17 protein-coding genes and 2 pseudogenes are annotated in these 17,572 nt (G+C 60.7%); 7 read left to right on the top strand and 12 right to left on the bottom strand.

The genetic code is table 11. The annotated features are described in order from the left end of the window. Window positions 1-36: 36 nt before the first annotated feature. Window positions 37-1,953, bottom strand: a complete 1,917-nt coding sequence (dxs, locus tag HJB84_RS31475) for a 1-deoxy-D-xylulose-5-phosphate synthase (protein WP_221117818.1) — start codon at window positions 1,951-1,953, stop codon at window positions 37-39. A gap of 286 nt (window positions 1,954-2,239) precedes the next feature. Between dxs and HJB84_RS31470 the strand changes: the two genes are divergently transcribed. Next, the gene (locus HJB84_RS31470; protein WP_207583180.1) at window positions 2,240-4,216 is read left to right on the top strand and encodes a phospholipase D-like domain-containing protein; all 1,977 of its coding nucleotides are present in this window, start codon (window positions 2,240-2,242) and stop codon (window positions 4,214-4,216) included. Window positions 4,217-4,260: 44 nt separating this feature from the next. Here HJB84_RS31470 and HJB84_RS31465 read toward each other — a convergent pair whose 3' ends face one another. Next, on the bottom strand, window positions 4,261-5,184 hold the full coding sequence (locus HJB84_RS31465; protein WP_207583181.1) for a pirin family protein: 924 nt from the start codon (window positions 5,182-5,184) through the stop codon (window positions 4,261-4,263). Between the two features lie 99 nt (window positions 5,185-5,283). Further along, window positions 5,284-6,162, bottom strand: a complete 879-nt coding sequence (locus HJB84_RS31460; protein ID WP_221117817.1) for a PhzF family phenazine biosynthesis protein — start codon at window positions 6,160-6,162, stop codon at window positions 5,284-5,286. Window positions 6,163-6,262: 100 nt separating this feature from the next. Between HJB84_RS31460 and HJB84_RS31455 the strand changes: the two genes are divergently transcribed. Beyond that, on the top strand, window positions 6,263-6,805 hold the full coding sequence (locus tag HJB84_RS31455; RefSeq protein ID WP_221117816.1) for an AAA family ATPase: 543 nt from the start codon (window positions 6,263-6,265) through the stop codon (window positions 6,803-6,805). A gap of 35 nt (window positions 6,806-6,840) precedes the next feature. On the opposite strand, the gene HJB84_RS31450 is transcribed toward HJB84_RS31455, so the two are convergent. The 3 genes from HJB84_RS31450 to HJB84_RS31440 form a co-directional block, all read right to left on the bottom strand. Continuing rightward, window positions 6,841-7,608 (bottom strand): SDR family NAD(P)-dependent oxidoreductase, encoded by a 768-nt coding sequence (locus HJB84_RS31450; RefSeq protein ID WP_221117815.1) that lies wholly within the window; start codon window positions 7,606-7,608, stop codon window positions 6,841-6,843. Window positions 7,609-7,756: 148 nt separating this feature from the next. Further along, window positions 7,757-8,008, bottom strand: a complete 252-nt coding sequence (locus tag HJB84_RS31445) for an exodeoxyribonuclease VII small subunit (protein WP_047613900.1) — start codon at window positions 8,006-8,008, stop codon at window positions 7,757-7,759. A 2-nt stretch (window positions 8,009-8,010) separates the two neighbouring features. Continuing rightward, window positions 8,011-8,946, bottom strand: a complete 936-nt coding sequence (locus tag HJB84_RS31440; RefSeq protein ID WP_207583185.1) for a histone deacetylase family protein — start codon at window positions 8,944-8,946, stop codon at window positions 8,011-8,013. 189 nt (window positions 8,947-9,135) lie between these two features. On the opposite strand from HJB84_RS31440, the gene HJB84_RS31435 reads away from it, so the two are divergent. Together HJB84_RS31435 and HJB84_RS31430 are read left to right on the top strand one after the other, a co-directional pair. Next, window positions 9,136-9,537, top strand: a complete 402-nt coding sequence (locus HJB84_RS31435) for a thioesterase family protein (RefSeq protein WP_207583186.1) — start codon at window positions 9,136-9,138, stop codon at window positions 9,535-9,537. A gap of 55 nt (window positions 9,538-9,592) precedes the next feature. Next, window positions 9,593-9,688, top strand: a pseudogene (locus tag HJB84_RS31430) (LuxR C-terminal-related transcriptional regulator); the annotation flags it as partial. A 38-nt stretch (window positions 9,689-9,726) separates the two neighbouring features. Here HJB84_RS31430 and HJB84_RS31425 read toward each other — a convergent pair. Beyond that, window positions 9,727-10,341 carry a 2'-5' RNA ligase family protein gene (locus HJB84_RS31425; protein ID WP_207583188.1) on the bottom strand — a complete coding sequence of 205 codons (615 nt, stop codon included), beginning with the start codon at window positions 10,339-10,341 and terminating at the stop codon, window positions 9,727-9,729. Between the two features lie 189 nt (window positions 10,342-10,530). After that, window positions 10,531-10,917, bottom strand: a complete 387-nt coding sequence (locus tag HJB84_RS31420; protein ID WP_207583189.1) for an ectoine synthase — start codon at window positions 10,915-10,917, stop codon at window positions 10,531-10,533. A gap of 214 nt (window positions 10,918-11,131) precedes the next feature. Between HJB84_RS31420 and HJB84_RS31415 the strand changes: the two genes are divergently transcribed. Beyond that, the gene (locus HJB84_RS31415) at window positions 11,132-12,025 is read left to right on the top strand and encodes a LysR substrate-binding domain-containing protein (RefSeq protein WP_221117814.1); all 894 of its coding nucleotides are present in this window, start codon (window positions 11,132-11,134) and stop codon (window positions 12,023-12,025) included. 794 nt (window positions 12,026-12,819) lie between these two features. Next, window positions 12,820-14,067, top strand: a complete 1,248-nt coding sequence (locus HJB84_RS31410) for an acyltransferase (protein ID WP_207583191.1) — start codon at window positions 12,820-12,822, stop codon at window positions 14,065-14,067. On the opposite strand, the gene HJB84_RS31405 is transcribed toward HJB84_RS31410, so the two are convergent. Genes HJB84_RS31405 through HJB84_RS31395 form a run of 3 tightly spaced genes read right to left on the bottom strand, consistent with a single transcriptional unit; the run spans window position 14,040 to window position 15,910 of the window. Continuing rightward, the gene (locus HJB84_RS31405) at window positions 14,040-14,603 is read right to left on the bottom strand and encodes a biotin transporter BioY (RefSeq protein ID WP_221117813.1); all 564 of its coding nucleotides are present in this window, start codon (window positions 14,601-14,603) and stop codon (window positions 14,040-14,042) included. The two genes, HJB84_RS31410 and HJB84_RS31405, sit on opposite strands and share 28 nt — an antisense overlap. Window positions 14,604-14,627: 24 nt before the next feature. Further along, the gene (locus HJB84_RS31400) at window positions 14,628-15,236 is read right to left on the bottom strand and encodes an energy-coupling factor transporter transmembrane protein EcfT (RefSeq protein ID WP_207583193.1); all 609 of its coding nucleotides are present in this window, start codon (window positions 15,234-15,236) and stop codon (window positions 14,628-14,630) included. Continuing rightward, complete coding sequence (locus HJB84_RS31395; protein ID WP_221117812.1) at window positions 15,236-15,910, bottom strand: energy-coupling factor ABC transporter ATP-binding protein; 675 nt, start codon at window positions 15,908-15,910, stop codon at window positions 15,236-15,238. The genes HJB84_RS31400 and HJB84_RS31395 overlap by 1 nt, the downstream gene beginning before the upstream one ends. 230 nt (window positions 15,911-16,140) lie before the next feature. Here HJB84_RS31395 and HJB84_RS31390 point away from each other — a divergent pair, with 230 nt between their 5' ends. Then, on the top strand, window positions 16,141-17,331 hold the full coding sequence (locus tag HJB84_RS31390; RefSeq protein ID WP_221117811.1) for a winged helix-turn-helix domain-containing protein: 1,191 nt from the start codon (window positions 16,141-16,143) through the stop codon (window positions 17,329-17,331). A 38-nt stretch (window positions 17,332-17,369) separates the two neighbouring features. Here HJB84_RS31390 and HJB84_RS31385 read toward each other — a convergent pair. After that, a pseudogene (locus tag HJB84_RS31385) lies at window positions 17,370-17,572 on the bottom strand (IS110 family transposase); the annotation flags it as partial.

Below are 17,572 nucleotides of genomic sequence, written 5' to 3'. Positions count from 1 at the left end.
AAAGAGGGCCGACAAAGCAAGCCCCCATCCAAATCACTACCCCGCAACCCCAACCGCAACGCCGCGCCCCAGCGCCTTGAACACCGTCGAAACGATGCCGGCGCGGTCGAGGCCGGCATGGGCGATCATTGCTTCGGGTTTGGCCTGTTCCATCCAGATATCGGGCATGACAAGCGAGCGGATCTTCAGCCCGTTGTCGAGCAGGCCTTCGCTCGAAAGATACTGCATCACCTGGCTGCCGAAGCCGCCGATGGAGCCTTCCTCGACGGTGATCACCATCTCGTGGTGGCGGGCAAGCTGGCGGATCAGATCATAGTCGAGCGGCTTGGCGAAGCGCGCATCGGCAACCGTCGTCGAAAGCCCGGCGGCATCGAGATCTTCGGCGGCCAGCAGACAATCGGCAAGCCGTGAGCCAAAGGAGAGCAGCGCCACCTTGGTGCCTTCCTTGACGATGCGGCCCTTGCCGATCTGCAGGATTTCGCCGCGCGCCGGCATGTCGACGCCGACACCTTCGCCGCGCGGATAGCGGAACGAGATCGGCCCGGCATCATAGGCGACAGCCGTGCGCACCATATGCTTGAGTTCGGCCTCGTCGGCCGCCGCCATCACCACGAAGCCGGGCAGGGTGGTGAGGAAGGCGGTGTCGAAGGAGCCGGCATGGGTCGGCCCATCGGCGCCGACGAAGCCGGCGCGGTCGATCGGAAAACGTACCGGCAGTCCCTGGATCGCCACGTCGTGCACGACCTGGTCGTAGGCGCGCTGCAGGAAGGTGGAATAGAGCGCTGCGAACGGTTTGTAGCCTTCGGCCGCAAGGCCGGCGGCAAAGGTCACGGCATGCTGTTCGGCGATGCCGACATCGAAACAGCGCGACGGAAAGGCGTCGGCAAGCTTATCGAGGCCGGTACCGTTCGGCATGGCGGCAGTGATGCCGACGATCTTGTCGTCGAGAGTTGCTTCCTGCACAAGCGCTTCGGCAAAGACGCTGGTATAGCTGGGCGCATTCGGCTTGACCCTGGCCTGGGCGCCGGTGATGACGTCGAACTTGTTGACGCCGTGATATTTGTCGGCTGCGGCTTCCGCCGGCGGATAGCCCTTGCCCTTCTGGGTGACGACATGGATCAGCACCGGTCCGCGGCCATTGTCGCGCACGTTGCGCAGCACCGGCAGCAGATGGTCGAAGGAATGCCCGTCGATCGGCCCGATATGATAGAAGCCCATCTCCTCGAACATCGTGCCGCCGGTGACATAGCCGCGCGCATGCTCGACGGCGCGGGTGATCGCCCGATCGATATTCTTGCCGAGATAGGCCGTCAGCTTCTTGCCGAGATCACGGAAGCCCATATAGGTGCGGCCTGAGGCGAGGCGAGCGAGATAGGCGCTCATTGCGCCTGTCGGCGGCGCGATCGACATGTCGTTGTCGTTAAGGATGACGATGAGGCGCGCATCGAGCGCGCCGGCATTGTTCAGCGCCTCATAAGCCATGCCGGCCGACATCGCCCCGTCGCCGATGACGGCGATGACGCGCCGGTCTGCTTTATCGAGATCGGCGGCGATCGCCATGCCGAGGCCGGCCGATATCGAGGTCGAGGAATGCGCCGCCCCGAAGGGATCATATTCGCTCTCGGCCCGGCGGGTGAAGCCGGAAAGTCCGTCTTCCTGGCGCAGTGTGCGGATGCGGTCGCGCCGGCCGGTGAGGATTTTGTGCGGATAACATTGATGGCCGACATCGAAGATCAGCCGATCGTCAGGCGTGTTGAAGACGTTGTGGATGGCGATCGTCAATTCGACGACGCCGAGACCGGCGCCAAGATGGCCGCCGGTGCGCGACACCGCATCGATCATTTCGTCCCGGACTTCGCGGGCAAGCTGCGGCAGCTCGCGATCCTCGAGCTTGCGCAGGTCGGCGGGGTAGATGACCTGGTCGAGCAGGGGGGTCTTCGGCAGTTGTGTCACGGGCGGGCGCTCTTTCTTGCTTTTCCTTGTTTCGCTTTATTCGATTAGATTGCGGCAAAACAAGTGCATTTCAGGAACCGAAGATTTTCACCTTAGAGCATGGCGGAAAAAAGTGTGAGCGGTTTCGGGAGATATCACGTTCTATTTCCGTGAGTTGCACTCGCCTGATCTTGCCGGGTCCCGCCCAGTTTTCCAGCCCGACCGATCGAACAGGCGAGGGCTCGCTAGCAGCTTGAATATGACACGGAATGGTAGCAATGTTGCCGCGCTGACTGGGGGACGGGTCATGGGAACGATTGTTGCAGCGCATGCCTATGTGAACAACGAGGTCGCCTATCTCGCCTGGGACATCGACGCCAAGATCGACGGATGCCTCGGGTTCGAAGTCGTCCGCGTCTATCTCGACGAGCAGGGCAGCGTGTCGAATAGACCCGATGGCAGCGAGGACCGCGTGACCTGCGCGGCATGGGTCGCCTTCAAGGGACAGCGCAATCCTCACTGGCTGCCGCAAACGACGTCGCTCTGGCCGGTGCAGAAGCTCTCCTGGCGCGACCTGACGCTGCGCAAACGGCGCAACGAAATGAAAAGGCGGCCGGACGAGGTTCGCGTACGTTACGAAATCCGTCCGCTTGGCGATCTGAAGCCGGGCATGCAGGCCGCACCCGATCCGACGCCTGAGCTCGTCGAGATCAACAAGCAGGACCAAAACGGCAAGCCGATCAAGAAAAATGACGGCACCTATGAGAAGATCGCGGTCAAGGCCTATGACGGTCCTCCGCGGCCGCTCGGTTATCTCGGGCCGGCCATCTCCACCAACCCGGTCCATGTGACGCGCAAGCGCGGCCAGTTCGAATCCACCTTCACCAATGGCATTCTCGCTGCCCAATGGTTGCGAAACGTCCTGCTGGAAGACGGCGTAAAGCAGCCGAACGAGCTGATCGAGATGATTTCCAATCCGGCGAATGGCATCCGCAAATATCTTGCCGGCGATGTCATTCCGATGCTCAAGGAATTCATGAATGCATCAGGCGCCTTCCTTGTCGCCCTCTACGAGTTGGAGGATGAGGAACTGCTGGCCCTGCTGCTTGCCAACAAGGACAGGCTACGCGTCATCCTCGCCAATACCGGAAAGGTCGGGGACGCCTGGGATGTGCGCAATGCGCATGCACGCCAGGCGCTGATCGATGCAGGCGTCGAGATTCACCACCGGATGTTCAACAATTCGAGCCAGATCGGCCACAATAAATTCGTCGTGCACATACCGCCGGATGGCGCTCCGCGCAGCGTGTTCACCGGCAGCACCAACTGGACGGCCACGGGGCTTGCCGGCCAATCCAACAATGCGTTGATCGTCAGAAACGATGCGGTGGCCGCAGCCTATGTCGCCTATTGGGGGCGGATGCTGGAAGACAATGCGACGCTGGAAGCTCCCATCGAATTCGACGACGGCATGCCCGACAACCAGCAGAGCAAGGAATTCCGGCGCTCGAACGAAACGCCTTCTCTCGTCCCGTCCGACGATGGAGCTTCGGTCGAAGCGTGGTTCTCGCCGAACATGCAGAGCCGCAAAAAGGGCAAGGCAACGCCGCCCGATCTTCGTGAAGTCTACCGTCTGATGCGCCGTGCCGAGCACGCTGTGCTGTTTCTTGCCTTCTATCCCGGTCAGTCGGGCAGGGATTGCATCGTTGGCGAGGCGATCGATATCGCCCTCAAGGATCAGAAGCTGATCGTTACCGGCGCAGTTTCAAGCGCCCAGGCCATGCCCAATTACGTCGCCGGCAAGGAGAACGACCCCGACGATCCCGACGACGATGAAGAGGCTGTCTCGCCCCACACTTTCGACGAGGCCAATGTCTCGATCGTCCGGGCGTCGCGCATCGATGACCGCCAGCTGTTGGCGGATTTCGGCGCCGAGGAACTGACCGCCAAGAAGGTGGGCGCCATCATTCACGACAAGGTGCTGGTGATCGATCCTCTGTCGGACGAGTGCGTCGTCGTCCTCGGCAGCCACAATCTCGGCTTCAAAGCCTCTTATGCCAATGACGAAAACATGCTGATCGTCAAAGGCGACCGCGCGCTCGCCGAGGCCTATGCCGTCCACATCCTCGATGTCTATGATCACTATCGCTTCCGCGCCGTCGAGGCGGAATTGAAGCGCCAGGGCAAGAAGGGCCGGTCGGGTTTTCTCAACGTCGACGACAGCTGGCAGGATGGCTACGTGAACCGCACCAAGGGAGCGCTGACCCGATATTTCGCGGGTTGAAATTCAGGTGGCAGGTCAACGGCGGTGGCGCATCGCGGCTGCCGTCACCTCTCCGGCAAAGGCACGAATTCCTCCTCGTCACCCGGAACGATATCGAAGCGGCCGGTCCGCCATTCCTCCTTGGCCTTTTCGATCCGCTCCTTCGAGGAGGAAACGAAATTCCACCAGATATAGCGTTTCGAATTGAGCGCCGCACCGCCGAACAGCATCAGGTGGCAGCCATCGCTGCCGGCTTCGAGCGTGATTGGATCGCCGGGCCTGAAGACCAGCAGCTGGTCGGCGGCGAAACGGTCGCCCGAGATGACGACCTCGCCCGAGAGCACGTAGACGGCGCGCTCTTCATGCGCCGCGCCGAAGGGAAATGTCGCGCCCGGCTGCAGGCTGAGATCGACATAGAGCGTGTCGGAGAAAACTCCGACCGGCGATGTCATGCCTTCGAACGAGCCGATGACCACGCGCCCACGCACGCCTGGAGTCTCGATCAGCGGCATGTCAGACTTTTCCGTATGAGCGAAGGCGGGATCGATCTCCTCCTTGTCGTCGGGCAGCGCCAGCCAGGTCTGCAGCCCCGACATCAGCAGCGGATGGCCGCGCAGATTGTCGGGCGTGCGCTCCGAATGCACGATGCCGCGGCCTGCCGTCATCAGGTTGATATCGCCGGGACGAATGACCTTTTCGGTGCCGAGGCTGTCGCGATGGCGGATCTCGCCGTCGAAGAGATAGGTGACCGTCGACAGGCCGATATGCGGATGCGGCTTCACATCAAGCGCCTCGTCCGGCTTCAGGATCGCCGGCCCCATGCGGTCGAAGAAGATGAACGGCCCGACCAGCCGCCGCTGCCGGGTGGGCAGCGCCCGCCGCACCTGGAACCCGCCGATATCGCTGGTGCGCGGAATGATCAGGTTCTCGATCGCATCGCAGGCGAAGGCATCGCCGGGCAGGGGATCTTTACCGGGAAAGAAGGACATGACGGATCTCCGATCGCTAGCGTATCGACCACAAATAGTGCCTAAAACGCCGCGCGTCCAACATCGCCGCCTTTCAAGCCATCGATGTCGAGCGCAAGCCTAAAGGATGGCGGTGCCTTCGATGCAGCTTGTCACAGCCCCGCCAATCCAGATTTCGCCACCAACCTGTTCCACATGGACGCGGCCTGCTCGCCCTAGAACCGTGCCTTGACTGGCCACATAGGCGCGGGGCGCGATGCCGCTTCCGATCAGCCATTGGGCGAGACCGGCATTCAGGCTGCCGGTGACGGGGTCTTCAAAACCAGCAGCGGTAAAGGCACGGACTTCGAAATCGGCGTCACGCCCGTCTTCCGCAGCATGCCAAGGCGCGACGACACCGACCCGCAATCCGGATATGACACCGAAATCCGGGCGCAAGGCCAGGAGGTCCTCTCGCGAATGCAGCAGCACCGCCATCCAGCCCGGTCCGTTGTCCACCCAGTTCGCATCGACGATCGCGTCTTCCGCCAAACGCAATCCCTTGACGATCCGCGCCAGCATCTCTGGCTCGACCGGTCCGCAGCGGTTCAGACGCGGGGCGGCGAAGGCGAGCCGGGCACCGTCCTGACGAATGCGGATAAGACCTGCTTCGCACTCCTGCACGATCTCGCTTCCTTTCGATTTGCCGCCGGACGCCAACCATACATGACAGCTCCCCAAGGTGGGGTGCCCTGCGAATGGAAGCTCGCGGGCCGGCGTAAAAATGCGGACGCGATAGTCGGCATCCCCCGTCGTCGGTTGGAGAAGAAACGTCGTCTCGCTGAGGTTCGTCCAATTGGCGAAAGAGGCCATCTGGCGGTCTGTCAATGCGTCTGCGCCAACGACGACGGCGAGAGGGTTACCCTTCAGGGGCTGGGAGGAGAAGACATCGACCTGTTGGAATACATATTTTGAAATGTTGTGCTGCACCCGTAGTTGCCTCGCTGATCGACCTGTCATTTGCGCAACGGAGTTCGCCAGTGTTGATTTGCGTGAGTCAGAATATTCCCGTTTATATTACGTAAACCTGGTGACATCGTCGAATCTTCACGAGGCGGGAATGGAATTTGGCAGTGCATCGGCAGCCTTCGAACGCGTTTTCATCATGGGAAACGGTGGGACCGGCAAGACGTGGCTCGCCCATCGCATTGGCGAGCGGCTCCGTCGTCCCCTTATTCATCTTGACGATATTCATTGGGAGCCGGGTGGCTATGGCATCGCTCGCGATAGGACGCGTAGAGACACGATGGTCAAGGCGGCGGCCGAAACGGATCGCTGGGTTATGGAAGGGGTCTATGGCGAATTGGTGAACATGGCCCTCGACCGCGTGACCGCATTGATCTGGATCGATCTGCCCGACGAGGTGTGCATCGCCAATATCAAGGAAAGGGGCATTCAGGGCGGGGGGACCCAGACGCAGTTTGTCGACCTTCTCAAGTGGGTGGCGGAGTACCGAATCCGAGCAAACAACTGGAATTCCTTCGACGCGCATGCGCGATTGTTTTCAGCATTCCCCGGTCCGAAGTGGTTGCTGTCGGATCGTGAGGCAGTGACGCGTTTGGCCGGCAGTCTGCCTGTGGACATCGAGGTTGCCAGTAGGTGAGGCAGACTTTCCGGCCACCTGTCGCGGAGCCGGTTTCAGATCGCCGTAAAACCATTGTCGACGAAGAGATGGGCGCCGTTGACGAAGTTCGATTCGTCGCTGGCGAGATAAAGTGCCGCTCTCGCGACATCCTCTGGCTCGCCGATCCGCCCCTGCTGCGCGGCGATGGCGGCATCGGAAACATCGACGCCGAGCGCCTGCAGGTCGGCCACTTCGCGCAGGCCGTGCGGCGTGCGGATGAAGCCGGGGCAGACGGCGTTGCAGCGGATATTGCGGTCGCGGAATTCTACTGCAATCGCTCGGGCAAACATATGCACGGCGCCCTTGGTCGTGTCGTAGAGCACTTCCATCGGCGTGGCGGCGACCGCCGAGATCGACGAGGTGCAGACGATCGATCCGCCACCACTCGCAATCATCTTCGGCAGCACCGCCTTGGTCATCAGGAACATCGAGCGCACATTGACGGCGTGCAGCCAGTCCCATTCCTGAAGCGTCGTTTCCAGGAAGGGTTTGATGACGATCGTGCCGGCGTGATTGAAAAGCACGGTCACCGCGCCGTAGCGTTCCTCCACGCCTGAGACGGCGGCATTGACGGCGGTTTCATCAGAGACATCGGCCGTCCAGCATTCGGCCTCGCCGCCGGCATCACGGATCTGCTTGACGGTCTCATCAGCCGCTTCCCCGTTGCGGTCGATGATCGCGACACGCGCGCCTTCGGCCGCAAAGAGCTTCGCGGCGGCACCGCCCATGCCGGTCGCGCCGCCCGAGATAATGGCGACCTTGCCCTTCAATCTGTCCGTCATTTTTCTGTCCCCTCATGGTTCTCGAAGGGGATCATAGATCGATCGCAAGCCGATCGCCAAGCGCCTTCAAAAGGGGCTTTTGCTACTTGTTTTCGTGCATGTCGTATCCCGGAACCGCGGCACACTTCCGGGCGACATACATCAGGCCTCAGGCCCCGTCGAGAGGCTCGACGGCCTGCGGCTTGCCGGCGCGGTCGAGCCTGATCTTCTCGATGCGGTTCTCGGCGGCCGAAAGCAGCGTCTCGCAATGTTTCTTCAGCGCTTCGCCGCGCTCATAGATCTCGATGGATTCATCCAGCGCCACGTCGCCGCGTTCCAGCCGGGCGACGATGCTTTCGAGTTCGGCGACCGCCTTTTCGAAGGAAAGGCCGGATACCTCCGGCTTGGCGCTGTCAGTCATTCTCAACCCTTCATCATTCGCAGAATATGCATGCCCGCCGATTCGGCGAGGCCTTCCAAATCATAACCGCCTTCGAGCAGGCTGACGACCCGGTTCTTCGCGTGCCGGTCGGCGAGTTCGAGCACGCGCCCGGTCGCCCAGTCGAAATCCTCGCCGGTCAGGTTGATCTGCGCCAGCGGATCGCGGTGATGGGCGTCGAAGCCGGCCGAAATGATGATGAGATCCGGCCGGAAATCGTCAAGCGCCGGCAGCACGCGCGATTTGAACGCCTCGCGAAAATGGTCGCTGCCGACATTCGGCGAAAGCGGCGCATTGACGATGGTGTTGTGCTTGCCCTTCTCGTCCTTGGCGCCGGTGCCGGGATAGAGCGGCATCTGATGCGTCGAGCAGAACAGCACCGAGGCGTCGTCCCAGAAGATATCCTGCGTGCCATTGCCGTGGTGCACGTCCCAATCGACGATGGCGATGCGCTCGGCGCCATGCGTCTTCTGGGCATGGCGGGCGGCGATCGCCGCATTGTTGAAGAAGCAGAAGCCCATCGCCGTCATCTTCTCGGCATGGTGCCCCGGCGGGCGGGCGGCGACGAAGACATTGTCGGCCCGGCCGGAAAAGACGTCGTCCACCGCTGCCATCGCTCCGCCGATGCCGGTCAGCGCCGCCTGCAGGCTTTTGGGACTGGCATAGGTATCGGCTTCCAGCTGATTGATCTCACCCTCTTCCTCGGGAATCTCCCGCATCACGGCGGCAAGATGTTCCTCCGGATGCGCAAGCAGCACCGCATCTTCACTCGCCTGCGGCGCCTGCCGGCGCTCCAGCCGCTCGAAATTCGGATGTTCCAGCGCGACATTGATGGCGCGGATCCTGTCCGATCGCTCCGGATGACCGGCGGGCGTCACATGTTCCAGGAAGATCGGGTGTTCATAAAGACGGGTGCTCATGAAGACACTCTATCGGTCGCTTACGTCATGTTCCACAGCAGATGGGGCATCGCCCGATGATTTCAACAAGCGCTGTCTTCGCGCCGTCCGACCGTCCGCCGCCTTGCAATTCCTGTCATATGCGGCGTTTACTTCGCCGAACCCCGTCGCTACTGTCGCTGATGGGGAATTCTGTAGGCAGAGTTGTTGATGAGTCAGTTGAAACGCCCTGGTGTGGCGGAAATACATGTGCCGTTTCGCGATGTCGATATGACCGGCCAGATGTTTCTGGCCTCCTATATTTCCTACGCCGAGTCCGTCATTGCGAGCTTCTGGTCGTCGCGTCCCGATATCGACGACGAACCGATCTACAGCGCCACCAAGATTTCCTGCATTCTCCACCGTCCGCTGCACTATGACGAGCCGGCAATCTTCACGGCCGCCGTCGACAAGATCGGCGTCCGCTCCATCGGCTTCATCGTTTCGATCGACACCGGCGAGGAGCGCGCCGCCGAGGTGGAGATTATCTGGCAGGCCCGCGCCCAAGAGGATCAGCAGCCGGTGTCTCTGCCGGAGGAAACGCGGGATTGGCTTTATCGATTTTTGGACTAACGTCCGTCATCAGTGCGTGTGCGGCCGTTTCATCTAAGATTACCATGTGAATTCCGTTGCATTTGGGACGGTCAGAACCCATCTGAGAAACATCTATTCCAAGCTTGGGGTCAACTCCCGGACCGGCCTGGTGTCGCTGTTGATGCGTTGAATGGCGCCAAAGCAGAGCTGTTCAACCAGCCGGAGTGACTATTCCGCGGCTGTGCCCCGGAGGAGCGGTTCGCTGAGTATATTGATCTCGACATTTGGATAAACGCGCTCTTCCAGCAATGTAACGGATCCAACCCGCATTTCCTTGGGCAAAGAACCGGCGTCGAAGTTGACCGCCGGCACCGGCTCTTCGGCAAAAAACCTGAACAGTGTTATATGCGCTATGCGGGGCGGGGTTGGACGCCACTGTTCGAAGCCGATGGCCTGTGAAATGGCCGAGCGAAGCCTGCGCAATTCCGCCGGCTCCTCCGCTTTGACGAAAACAGCAGCTTGCGAAGCCGCCACCTCGTGAAAATGAATGTCAAATGGTGGGGTCTCTTCGACCAGCCTCTCGACGATCTCCGTCCAGCTTTCCCCGTTCCGCTTCCAGACCTCATCGTTTGGAATACTGAATTGGGCCGCGGCGTTGACCAGGGTGACGACCGTCATGTGCAGGCTTGTTGCCGGAACGCGTGAGAGCGGCGCGGCGCTGTCTCGCTTGATACTGTCTTGCAAGTCGCAGAGCTTTGACCGCGTCTCGCGGTCGGGAAGAAACTGCAAGTGAAACGCGCAGCAGCGCTTGAACCACAGCGTATCGATCTTCGTGTGGATCACGGCAGGCCTCTCCACCCAACACGCCACGCCGCGCTGGGAGCGTGCATCCCGATACTTGCTATCACATCGCCAAACGGTTCGCCAAGGTGACAGGCATCTGCCGGAGATCGACGATGATGTGAAGTCTTGAAACCGATCAAGAAGATTGCAGCGCCCTCCTGCCGGGTCGCCTGGCCCGGGTCGCCTGGCTCAGTATTCGGAACCGCTTCCGTTGTTCAGATCGTGACGTTCCGTCCCTTTCAGGGGCGGGTTGAAGATGCTGACGAGAATAAGGTCCTTGTCCTTGCCGCCCCGCAAATAGTGACGGTCATGTTGATCGAGGACGTAGATGTCGCCGACGCGGATCGGAAAGACGTACCCGTCCATATCCTCGACCTCGCCTTCGCCCTGGATGCAATAGCAGGCCTCCAGGTGGTTGCGGTACTGCAGCAGGGCTTGCGTGTTGGCGCGGACGACAGTGTGGCAGACCGTAAATCCCATCCCGTCATCGTTGGTCAGCAGGCGATGGCTTGTGCCATTGCCCCAATCGACGAAGCGCTCGGTCTGCTCCACTTGTTTCAGGCTTCTCACAAACATGTTCTTTCCTCTCGCGAATGACGGAGATGTTTCTGATCTCCATGATCCATTAGGCACTGGAATCCATGCTTGCTTCAAAGATCAAAATTGAGAAATCTGTTAGAATAAATTACATGTCATGTTTGAATTCGACGCATCGCGAACAAGATCTGGATGGGCTTTTACATTTCCAGAGGATGATGAATCCTGTCTGTCATGTGAGGAATTTGAACATATGCAGCTGCCGCCCCTGAATGCCTTGAGAGCCTTCGAAGCGACCGCCCGGCTCATGAGTCTGTCAAAGGCCGGAGACGAACTGCATGTGACCCATGCGGCGATCAGTCATCAGCTCAAACATCTGGAGGCGTGGTTGGGACGCAAGCTGCTGCAAAAATCCGGGCGCGGCGTTGCGCTGACCCCGGCGGGCAGCGAATATTATCTGGCCATCTCGGGCTCATTGACAGCCATCGCTCATGCAACGGGCAACATGCGCAGAGACCACAATATGCGTTCGATCACCGTCGGATGCATTCCTTCGATCGCGTCGCGCTGGCTGGTTCCGGCGCTTCCGTCTTTCCGGGACAGCGATCCCGACCTCGACGTCAGGATCGTCTATGCAAAAGCGGAAGAGCGCTTCGATGACGAAAGCCTGGATGTTCTGATTACCATGGGAGAAGACCTGTCGGGCGGGCGTGAGAGCCGCCTGCTTTTCTCCCGCCGCAACCAGCCGGTGGCGAGCGTTCATTATCTGGCCAAGCGGAATTGGGCTGTCGGCGGCGTTCCCTTTGCAGCGGCCGACCTGCTGCACGACGAATCCGCTGATGGCTGGAGAGAATGGTTTCGAAAGACTGATATAAAGGCGCCCGTGCCGGTTCGGGGGCCGATATTTCAGGACTTCAACATTCTAGCGACGGCGGTGATCGCCGGGCATGGGGTGGCATTATGCCCGGTCGAAGTGTTTCGGCGAGAGATCGATCGCGGCGACCTCGTCGTGCTTTCTGATATCGCGACGGCAGAGACCCAGGGATATTACCTGATCACCAGTTCGTGGGCGAAAAAGCCGGTGCGTCGTTTTACCGAGTGGTTCATGCAGGAATGCCGATCCGCTGGTCCGCCGATCATTGAATAAGTGACGACAGCAGTCCGAGACAAAATACTCTGCGCTGTAACTCGGCGCCGCAGAGCGAGAGACTGTTTGAGGGGAGAGGGAGGTATTCCAGCCTGTCATGAAAGTTTCATATTGGAGCCCTTGCCGCGATCGAAATAGTAATCTACTATTTTAGTCAGGAAACAAGATTTCCTGAAACGAACGAAAGGATACTGATTGGAAACACTGTTCTCGAATGGCCTGCTCATCATCTACTTCATTCTGTTTTGTGTCGGAATCTCTGCCAATAGCCACAAGCCGGGTAGTTCTGGCGACGGCGGTGGAGATGGGGGCGACTTTTCACATGGCGGCGACTGCCACGGTGGCGCCTGTGACGATGGTGACGGAGGAGGGGGAGATGGTGGAGGTGGAGACTAGCTGAACTGAAATCGATAGTATGCCCGACCGCCTCAAGGCGGTTTTTTTGTTGCCGATTTTCCAAGCCGTAAGAGGCCGGCAATGGACCGGAACGCCAGACGTTCCGACAGCGTGGAGACGGTTTTCCGTTGGAAATTCCTCATGCGCGACGCGCGCTCTCCACATTTCGATGCCAATACCGCTTCGTGAACCGCGCCCCAATGGGCGTATGCGATACCCCGCTTGACGATCTCGCCGGGGAAGAACGGGAGGCTGTGGCCGCTCGTCTTGATGATCTCTGACCGAGAAAGCTGACGAACTGATCCATCACGCAATCGTCGATTGCCGCGCGTTCTGCGCGTGCCTTGCATCAATATCCCAGCCAGGGTAGTACTGCCTCAGATATTGGGAGAACAGATATGTCGAAATCCGACACTGCCAGCCCGTATATTTACGGTATCGACGCACTCAGATTTGTGTGCGCGCTCATGGTAACGGTGTTTCATCTCGGATTTGCTTCCTGGGCGTCGCCCTTATATCTGAGACCCTACAAAATGCCCGCGATCGAGAATGTTGCCCAACCGGGATGGGTTGGCGTCGAACTGTTCTTCGTCATATCCGGGCTCGTGATCATCAACTCCGCCGCCTCGGCCACCGCCATGTCGTTCCTGAAGGGACGGGTCCTGCGGCTGTATCCGGCGGTGTGGATCTGCGCGTCACTGACGCTGATCTTCATCGCGACGCAGGATATCAACAGGCGCGTCATCAAGAACTATCTGCGGTCGATCACGCTCTATCCGGGCGGTCCATGGATCGATGGTCAATATTGGACACTGGCCTGCGAGATATGTTTCTATGCCCTTGTCTTCATCCTGTGTGCGACCGGTCGTAGGGCGAGGATGCCTGCGCTGGCGCTCGGCCTGTCGTTGGCAAGTACCGCTTTCATCGCTCTGTTAAACGCATTTCCCGATTCTGAGATCCTGGCCATATTCACCGACACCGCCTGGCGGGCCGTTCCCTTTTATTACGGCTGCCAGTTTGCCATCGGCATCTACATCTACATCTGGCTTTTGTCTCGAACGCGGATGAGCCCAATTTCCTGGGTGGGTTTGATCTGCGCGCTGGTGACCGGGGCTACTCAGATTTACATGGCAGCCGGCAGCACCAGCGATCGCACGCTCGCCGTGGCGGGTCATTCATTCTCGCCGCTTCCGGCAATCTTGATCTGGGCGGCGGGGCTGGTCTTCATCGCGGCCAGCGTCGGCTATAGCCGGCAGATCAGTCGTCTCCCGAAAGCCTTGCTCCAATCGGTCAAAACCCTCGGCTTGATGACCTACCCGCTCTATCTCCTGCATTTCGCCATCGGCATCCAGCTTCTCGATTGGCTGACCGATCTGGGCATGACACCCCTGCCGGCACTCGGTTTGGCCGTCGCGATCGTCTGTGCAATGTCGCTCGTCGTATGCAAATGGGGAGAGCCGCCCATCCGCAGAGTTCTGCGCATGGTTTTTGATAGGCTTGCTCACCGGTCGCTGGATTTGGCCAATAATTCAATCGATGTTGAAAGCAGCCGTCAACAAGCGACAGCCGCCTTCGAGCCGAAGGCGGCTGTCGGTGCAGGTGATAGCGTGCCTACGCCTTACGCGCGCAGCGGCAGCAGGGGATAGCCGACCATGACGGCGCGGCCGAGGAGGGCTGCGACGAAGGCCTTGACCACATCGCCGGGAACGAAAGCCATCGAGCCGATGAAAGCCTTCGTGAAGCCGAGACCAGCCACCGTCGCGAGATAGGTGATGCCGAAGGCGTAGAGCACGACGACGCCGCCGACCACGGCGGTGAGGAAGAAGCTCACCGTCTGCACCAGGCCGGACTGCCGGTCATTGACCAGCCGCTCGCTGAGATAGCCGGTGACGAAGGCGGCAAAGATCCAGCCGATCAGGAAGCCGGCGGTCGGCGAGGCGAAGATCGCCAGCCCGCCGCGGCCGCCGGAAAGCACCGGCAGGCCGATGGCGACGAGCAGGAGCACGATCATCACGGCAATGGCGCCGCGCCGGGCGCCGAGCACGACGCCGGCCATCATCACGCCGAGCGATTGCGCGGTGATCGGTACCGGAATGAAGCCGAGCGGGATCGGCGGCAGCAGGCCGAGCGCCACGATGATTGCGGCAAAGAGGGCGGTGAGAACGAGGTCGCGGGTGCTCATCATGAATTCCGTGGTTAAAATTGGTTAACTTCCATGCCGCCGAATGCCGCGCGCGTCAATCGCCGAGGCGATATTATCCGCATCCTTGAGCGTCAGAATGATCAGTGGCGCAAGCAGGCTCGCCGGCCGGGCCTTCAGCCCACGCGCCCTGTGCGCCTCGCGGATCGCCTGATAACGCGTGACGATCTCGGGCACGAAGCGCAGCACCAGCCCAAGCGCCAGGCCGATATCGTCGGCCTGTACCCAGCCGGTGCGCTCCAGCGGGCGGGCAAGCGCCGTCACCTCGTCGATAAATTCGGTGATCGACGTCGTCGCCGTCACGGTGGCGGCGAAAAGCATCAGCGCCGTCAGCCGCAGCAGCGGCACGAGCGCCTCGTGCCAGGGATTGAAGATCAGGTTGAAGAGCGCGACGACGGCGATCGTCAGGAAGATCGGCCGCAGCCGCCTGAGCGCATCCGCAAACGGCAGGCCGACCATGCGGTAGAAAACCGCCGTCAGCAGCACGGCGGTGGAAAGCACGGCGAGATTGTCGGTAATGAACAGCACGACGCTCAAGGCCGCAAGCGACAGCAGCTTTAGCCGCGGCGAAAGCCGGTGCATCACGCTGTTGCCTTCGACATAGAGCGATTGCATCAGGCGGCGATCTCCCTGTAGCGCGCGATCGCCTCAATGGCCGGCGCATCCGCGGCAAGCCGCCCTTCATGAAACAGCAGCACTCGCTCGAAATCGGCGATCAATTCCAGGTCATGGGTGATGACGATGGCGCTTTCCGGCAGCCCGGCGATAATCCCTTCGACCAGCGCCCGGTTCTTCAAGTCGAGCTGGTTGGTCGGCTCGTCGAGGATGAGAATGCCCGGTCCCGTCGCCAGCACCGAGCAGAGAGCGGCCACCTGCAGCTCGCCGCCGGAAAGCTCGTGCGCTCGGCGACCGGCGAGCGCCTCGGCGCCGAAGCGGGCAAGCACGGCTTCGACCTTCGCCTCGATCTCCGCCTTGGTGAAACCGCGCCGCTTCAGCCCGAAGGCGATGTCGTCCCTGACGATCGGCAGGATGATCTGGTTCTGCGGCGACTGGAAGATGAAGCCGACATCGGCCACAGCCGCCTTCTCGTCGGCCGTATCGCGGCCGTTGACGGTGACGCGGCCGACCGTCGGCTTGCTCAGCCCGTTGATCAGCCGCGCGAAAGTCGTCTTGCCCGAACCGTTCAGCCCGATGACGCCGACACGTTTCCCAGAAATGCCGAGCGTCAGCGGCTCCAGCGCCACCCGTGCCCCGAAACTGACCCCGGCACCTTCGAAAACAATATCCAAACCAGCCCTCACATCCATGCGATGCCGCTTTCTATACGGAGACGCCGGGGGGATGAAAGAGCAAATCTCGCTTTCGATATCCACCGAATATCGGGTGGCTGGAGCAATCCCAGCAAAAGTGCGCAGCGGTTTTGCGTCCGGGATCGCGTGGAAACAAAAGCCTAGAGCATTTCCGTGATTCGGAGAAAAACGGAATGCGCTAGGAAGATTTTCCGGATTATGATGTCGCCATGACCAATCTGCTTTCCAATTCCGACGCCCGCCGTGTCTTTCTTGCCAAGCAGGGCCTCAGCGCCCCGCCGAACCGCGCCTTGACCAAGGACGGCCTGTTGCAGCTCATCCGCGAGCTGGGTTTTGTCCAGGTGGACAGCATCCAGACGGTGGAGCGTGCACATCATCAGATCCTGTTTTCCCGCAACCAGACCTACCGGCGCGAGCACCTGACTGCGCTGCTCGAAAAGGACGGCGCGCTGTTCGAGCACTGGACACATGACGCCTCCATCCTGCCGAGCACCTTCTTCGTTTATTGGAAACACAAGTTCCGCCATCAGGAAAAGGTCATCATCGAACGCTGGCGCAAATGGCGCGGCGAGGGTTTCGAGACGGCTTTCGAGGAGACCTATGAGCGCGTCGAGCGCGACGGCGCGATCCTCGCCCGCGACATCAAGGCCGACGGCCATGTCTCCGGCGGCTGGTGGAACTGGCATCCGAACAAGACCGCGCTCGAATATTTCTGGCACACCGGCAAGTTCGCCATCGCCGGCCGGTCGAACTTCCAGAAGATCTATGACCTGACGGAGCGTGTCATCCCGGCCGAATTCCGCGAGCCGGAGGTAAGCCGCGAGGAATTTATCGACTGGGCCTGCCGCAGCGCGCTCGCCCGCCTCGGCTTTGCCACCCATGGCGAGATCTCAGCCTTCTGGAACCTCGTCTCGCCCGATGAAGCCAAGGCCTGGGTATCAGCCCATCGCGATGAGCTGATCGAAGTGCTGATCGAACCGGCGCTCGGCGCCAAGCCGCGCCCCTCCTGGGCTTTCGCCGATTTCCTCTCGACGCTCGACAATTACCCCGGCGCGCCGCCGCGCATCCGCGTGCTCAGCCCCTTCGACCCGATGATCCGCGACCGCAACCGCACCGAACGCCTGTTCGGCTTCTTCTACCGCATCGAGATTTTCGTGCCCGAACCGAAGCGCGAATATGGCTATTACGTCTTCCCGCTGCTCGAAGGCGACCGGCTGATCGGCCGTATCGATATGAAGGCCGATCGGAAGAAATCGACGCTTGATGTCCGGCGGCTCTGGCTGGAGCCTGGCGTCAAGGCTTCGACCGGGCGGCTGGAGAGGTTGGAGGCTGAACTGGACCGGGTGGCCAGGTTTGCGGGGGTGGAGAAGGTCGTGTTGCTCGACGGATGGAGAGGGTAATCTCTTCTCCCCAGCGGGGAGAGCGACTGTCTTATTTGTCAAGCGTTTTGCCATGGTCGTCCGTCCCTGATGATGGCATTGAGGATGGTGAGCAGCTTGCGCATAGTTGCGACGGTTGCGACGATCTTGGGCTTGCCGGCCGCGACCAGACGGTCGCGGAAGGCCTTGAGGTCGGGGTTGTACCGACTGGCGACGAGGGCGGCCATGAACAGCACAGCCCGCACCTTGCCGCGGCCGCCGC

The organism is Rhizobium sp. NZLR1b (assembly GCF_019685155.1).
Taxonomy (GTDB): Bacteria; Pseudomonadota; Alphaproteobacteria; order Rhizobiales; family Rhizobiaceae; genus Rhizobium.
The sequence above is the reverse complement of the archived record's forward strand: the minus strand, read 5'-3'. Positions and strand labels throughout refer to the sequence as shown.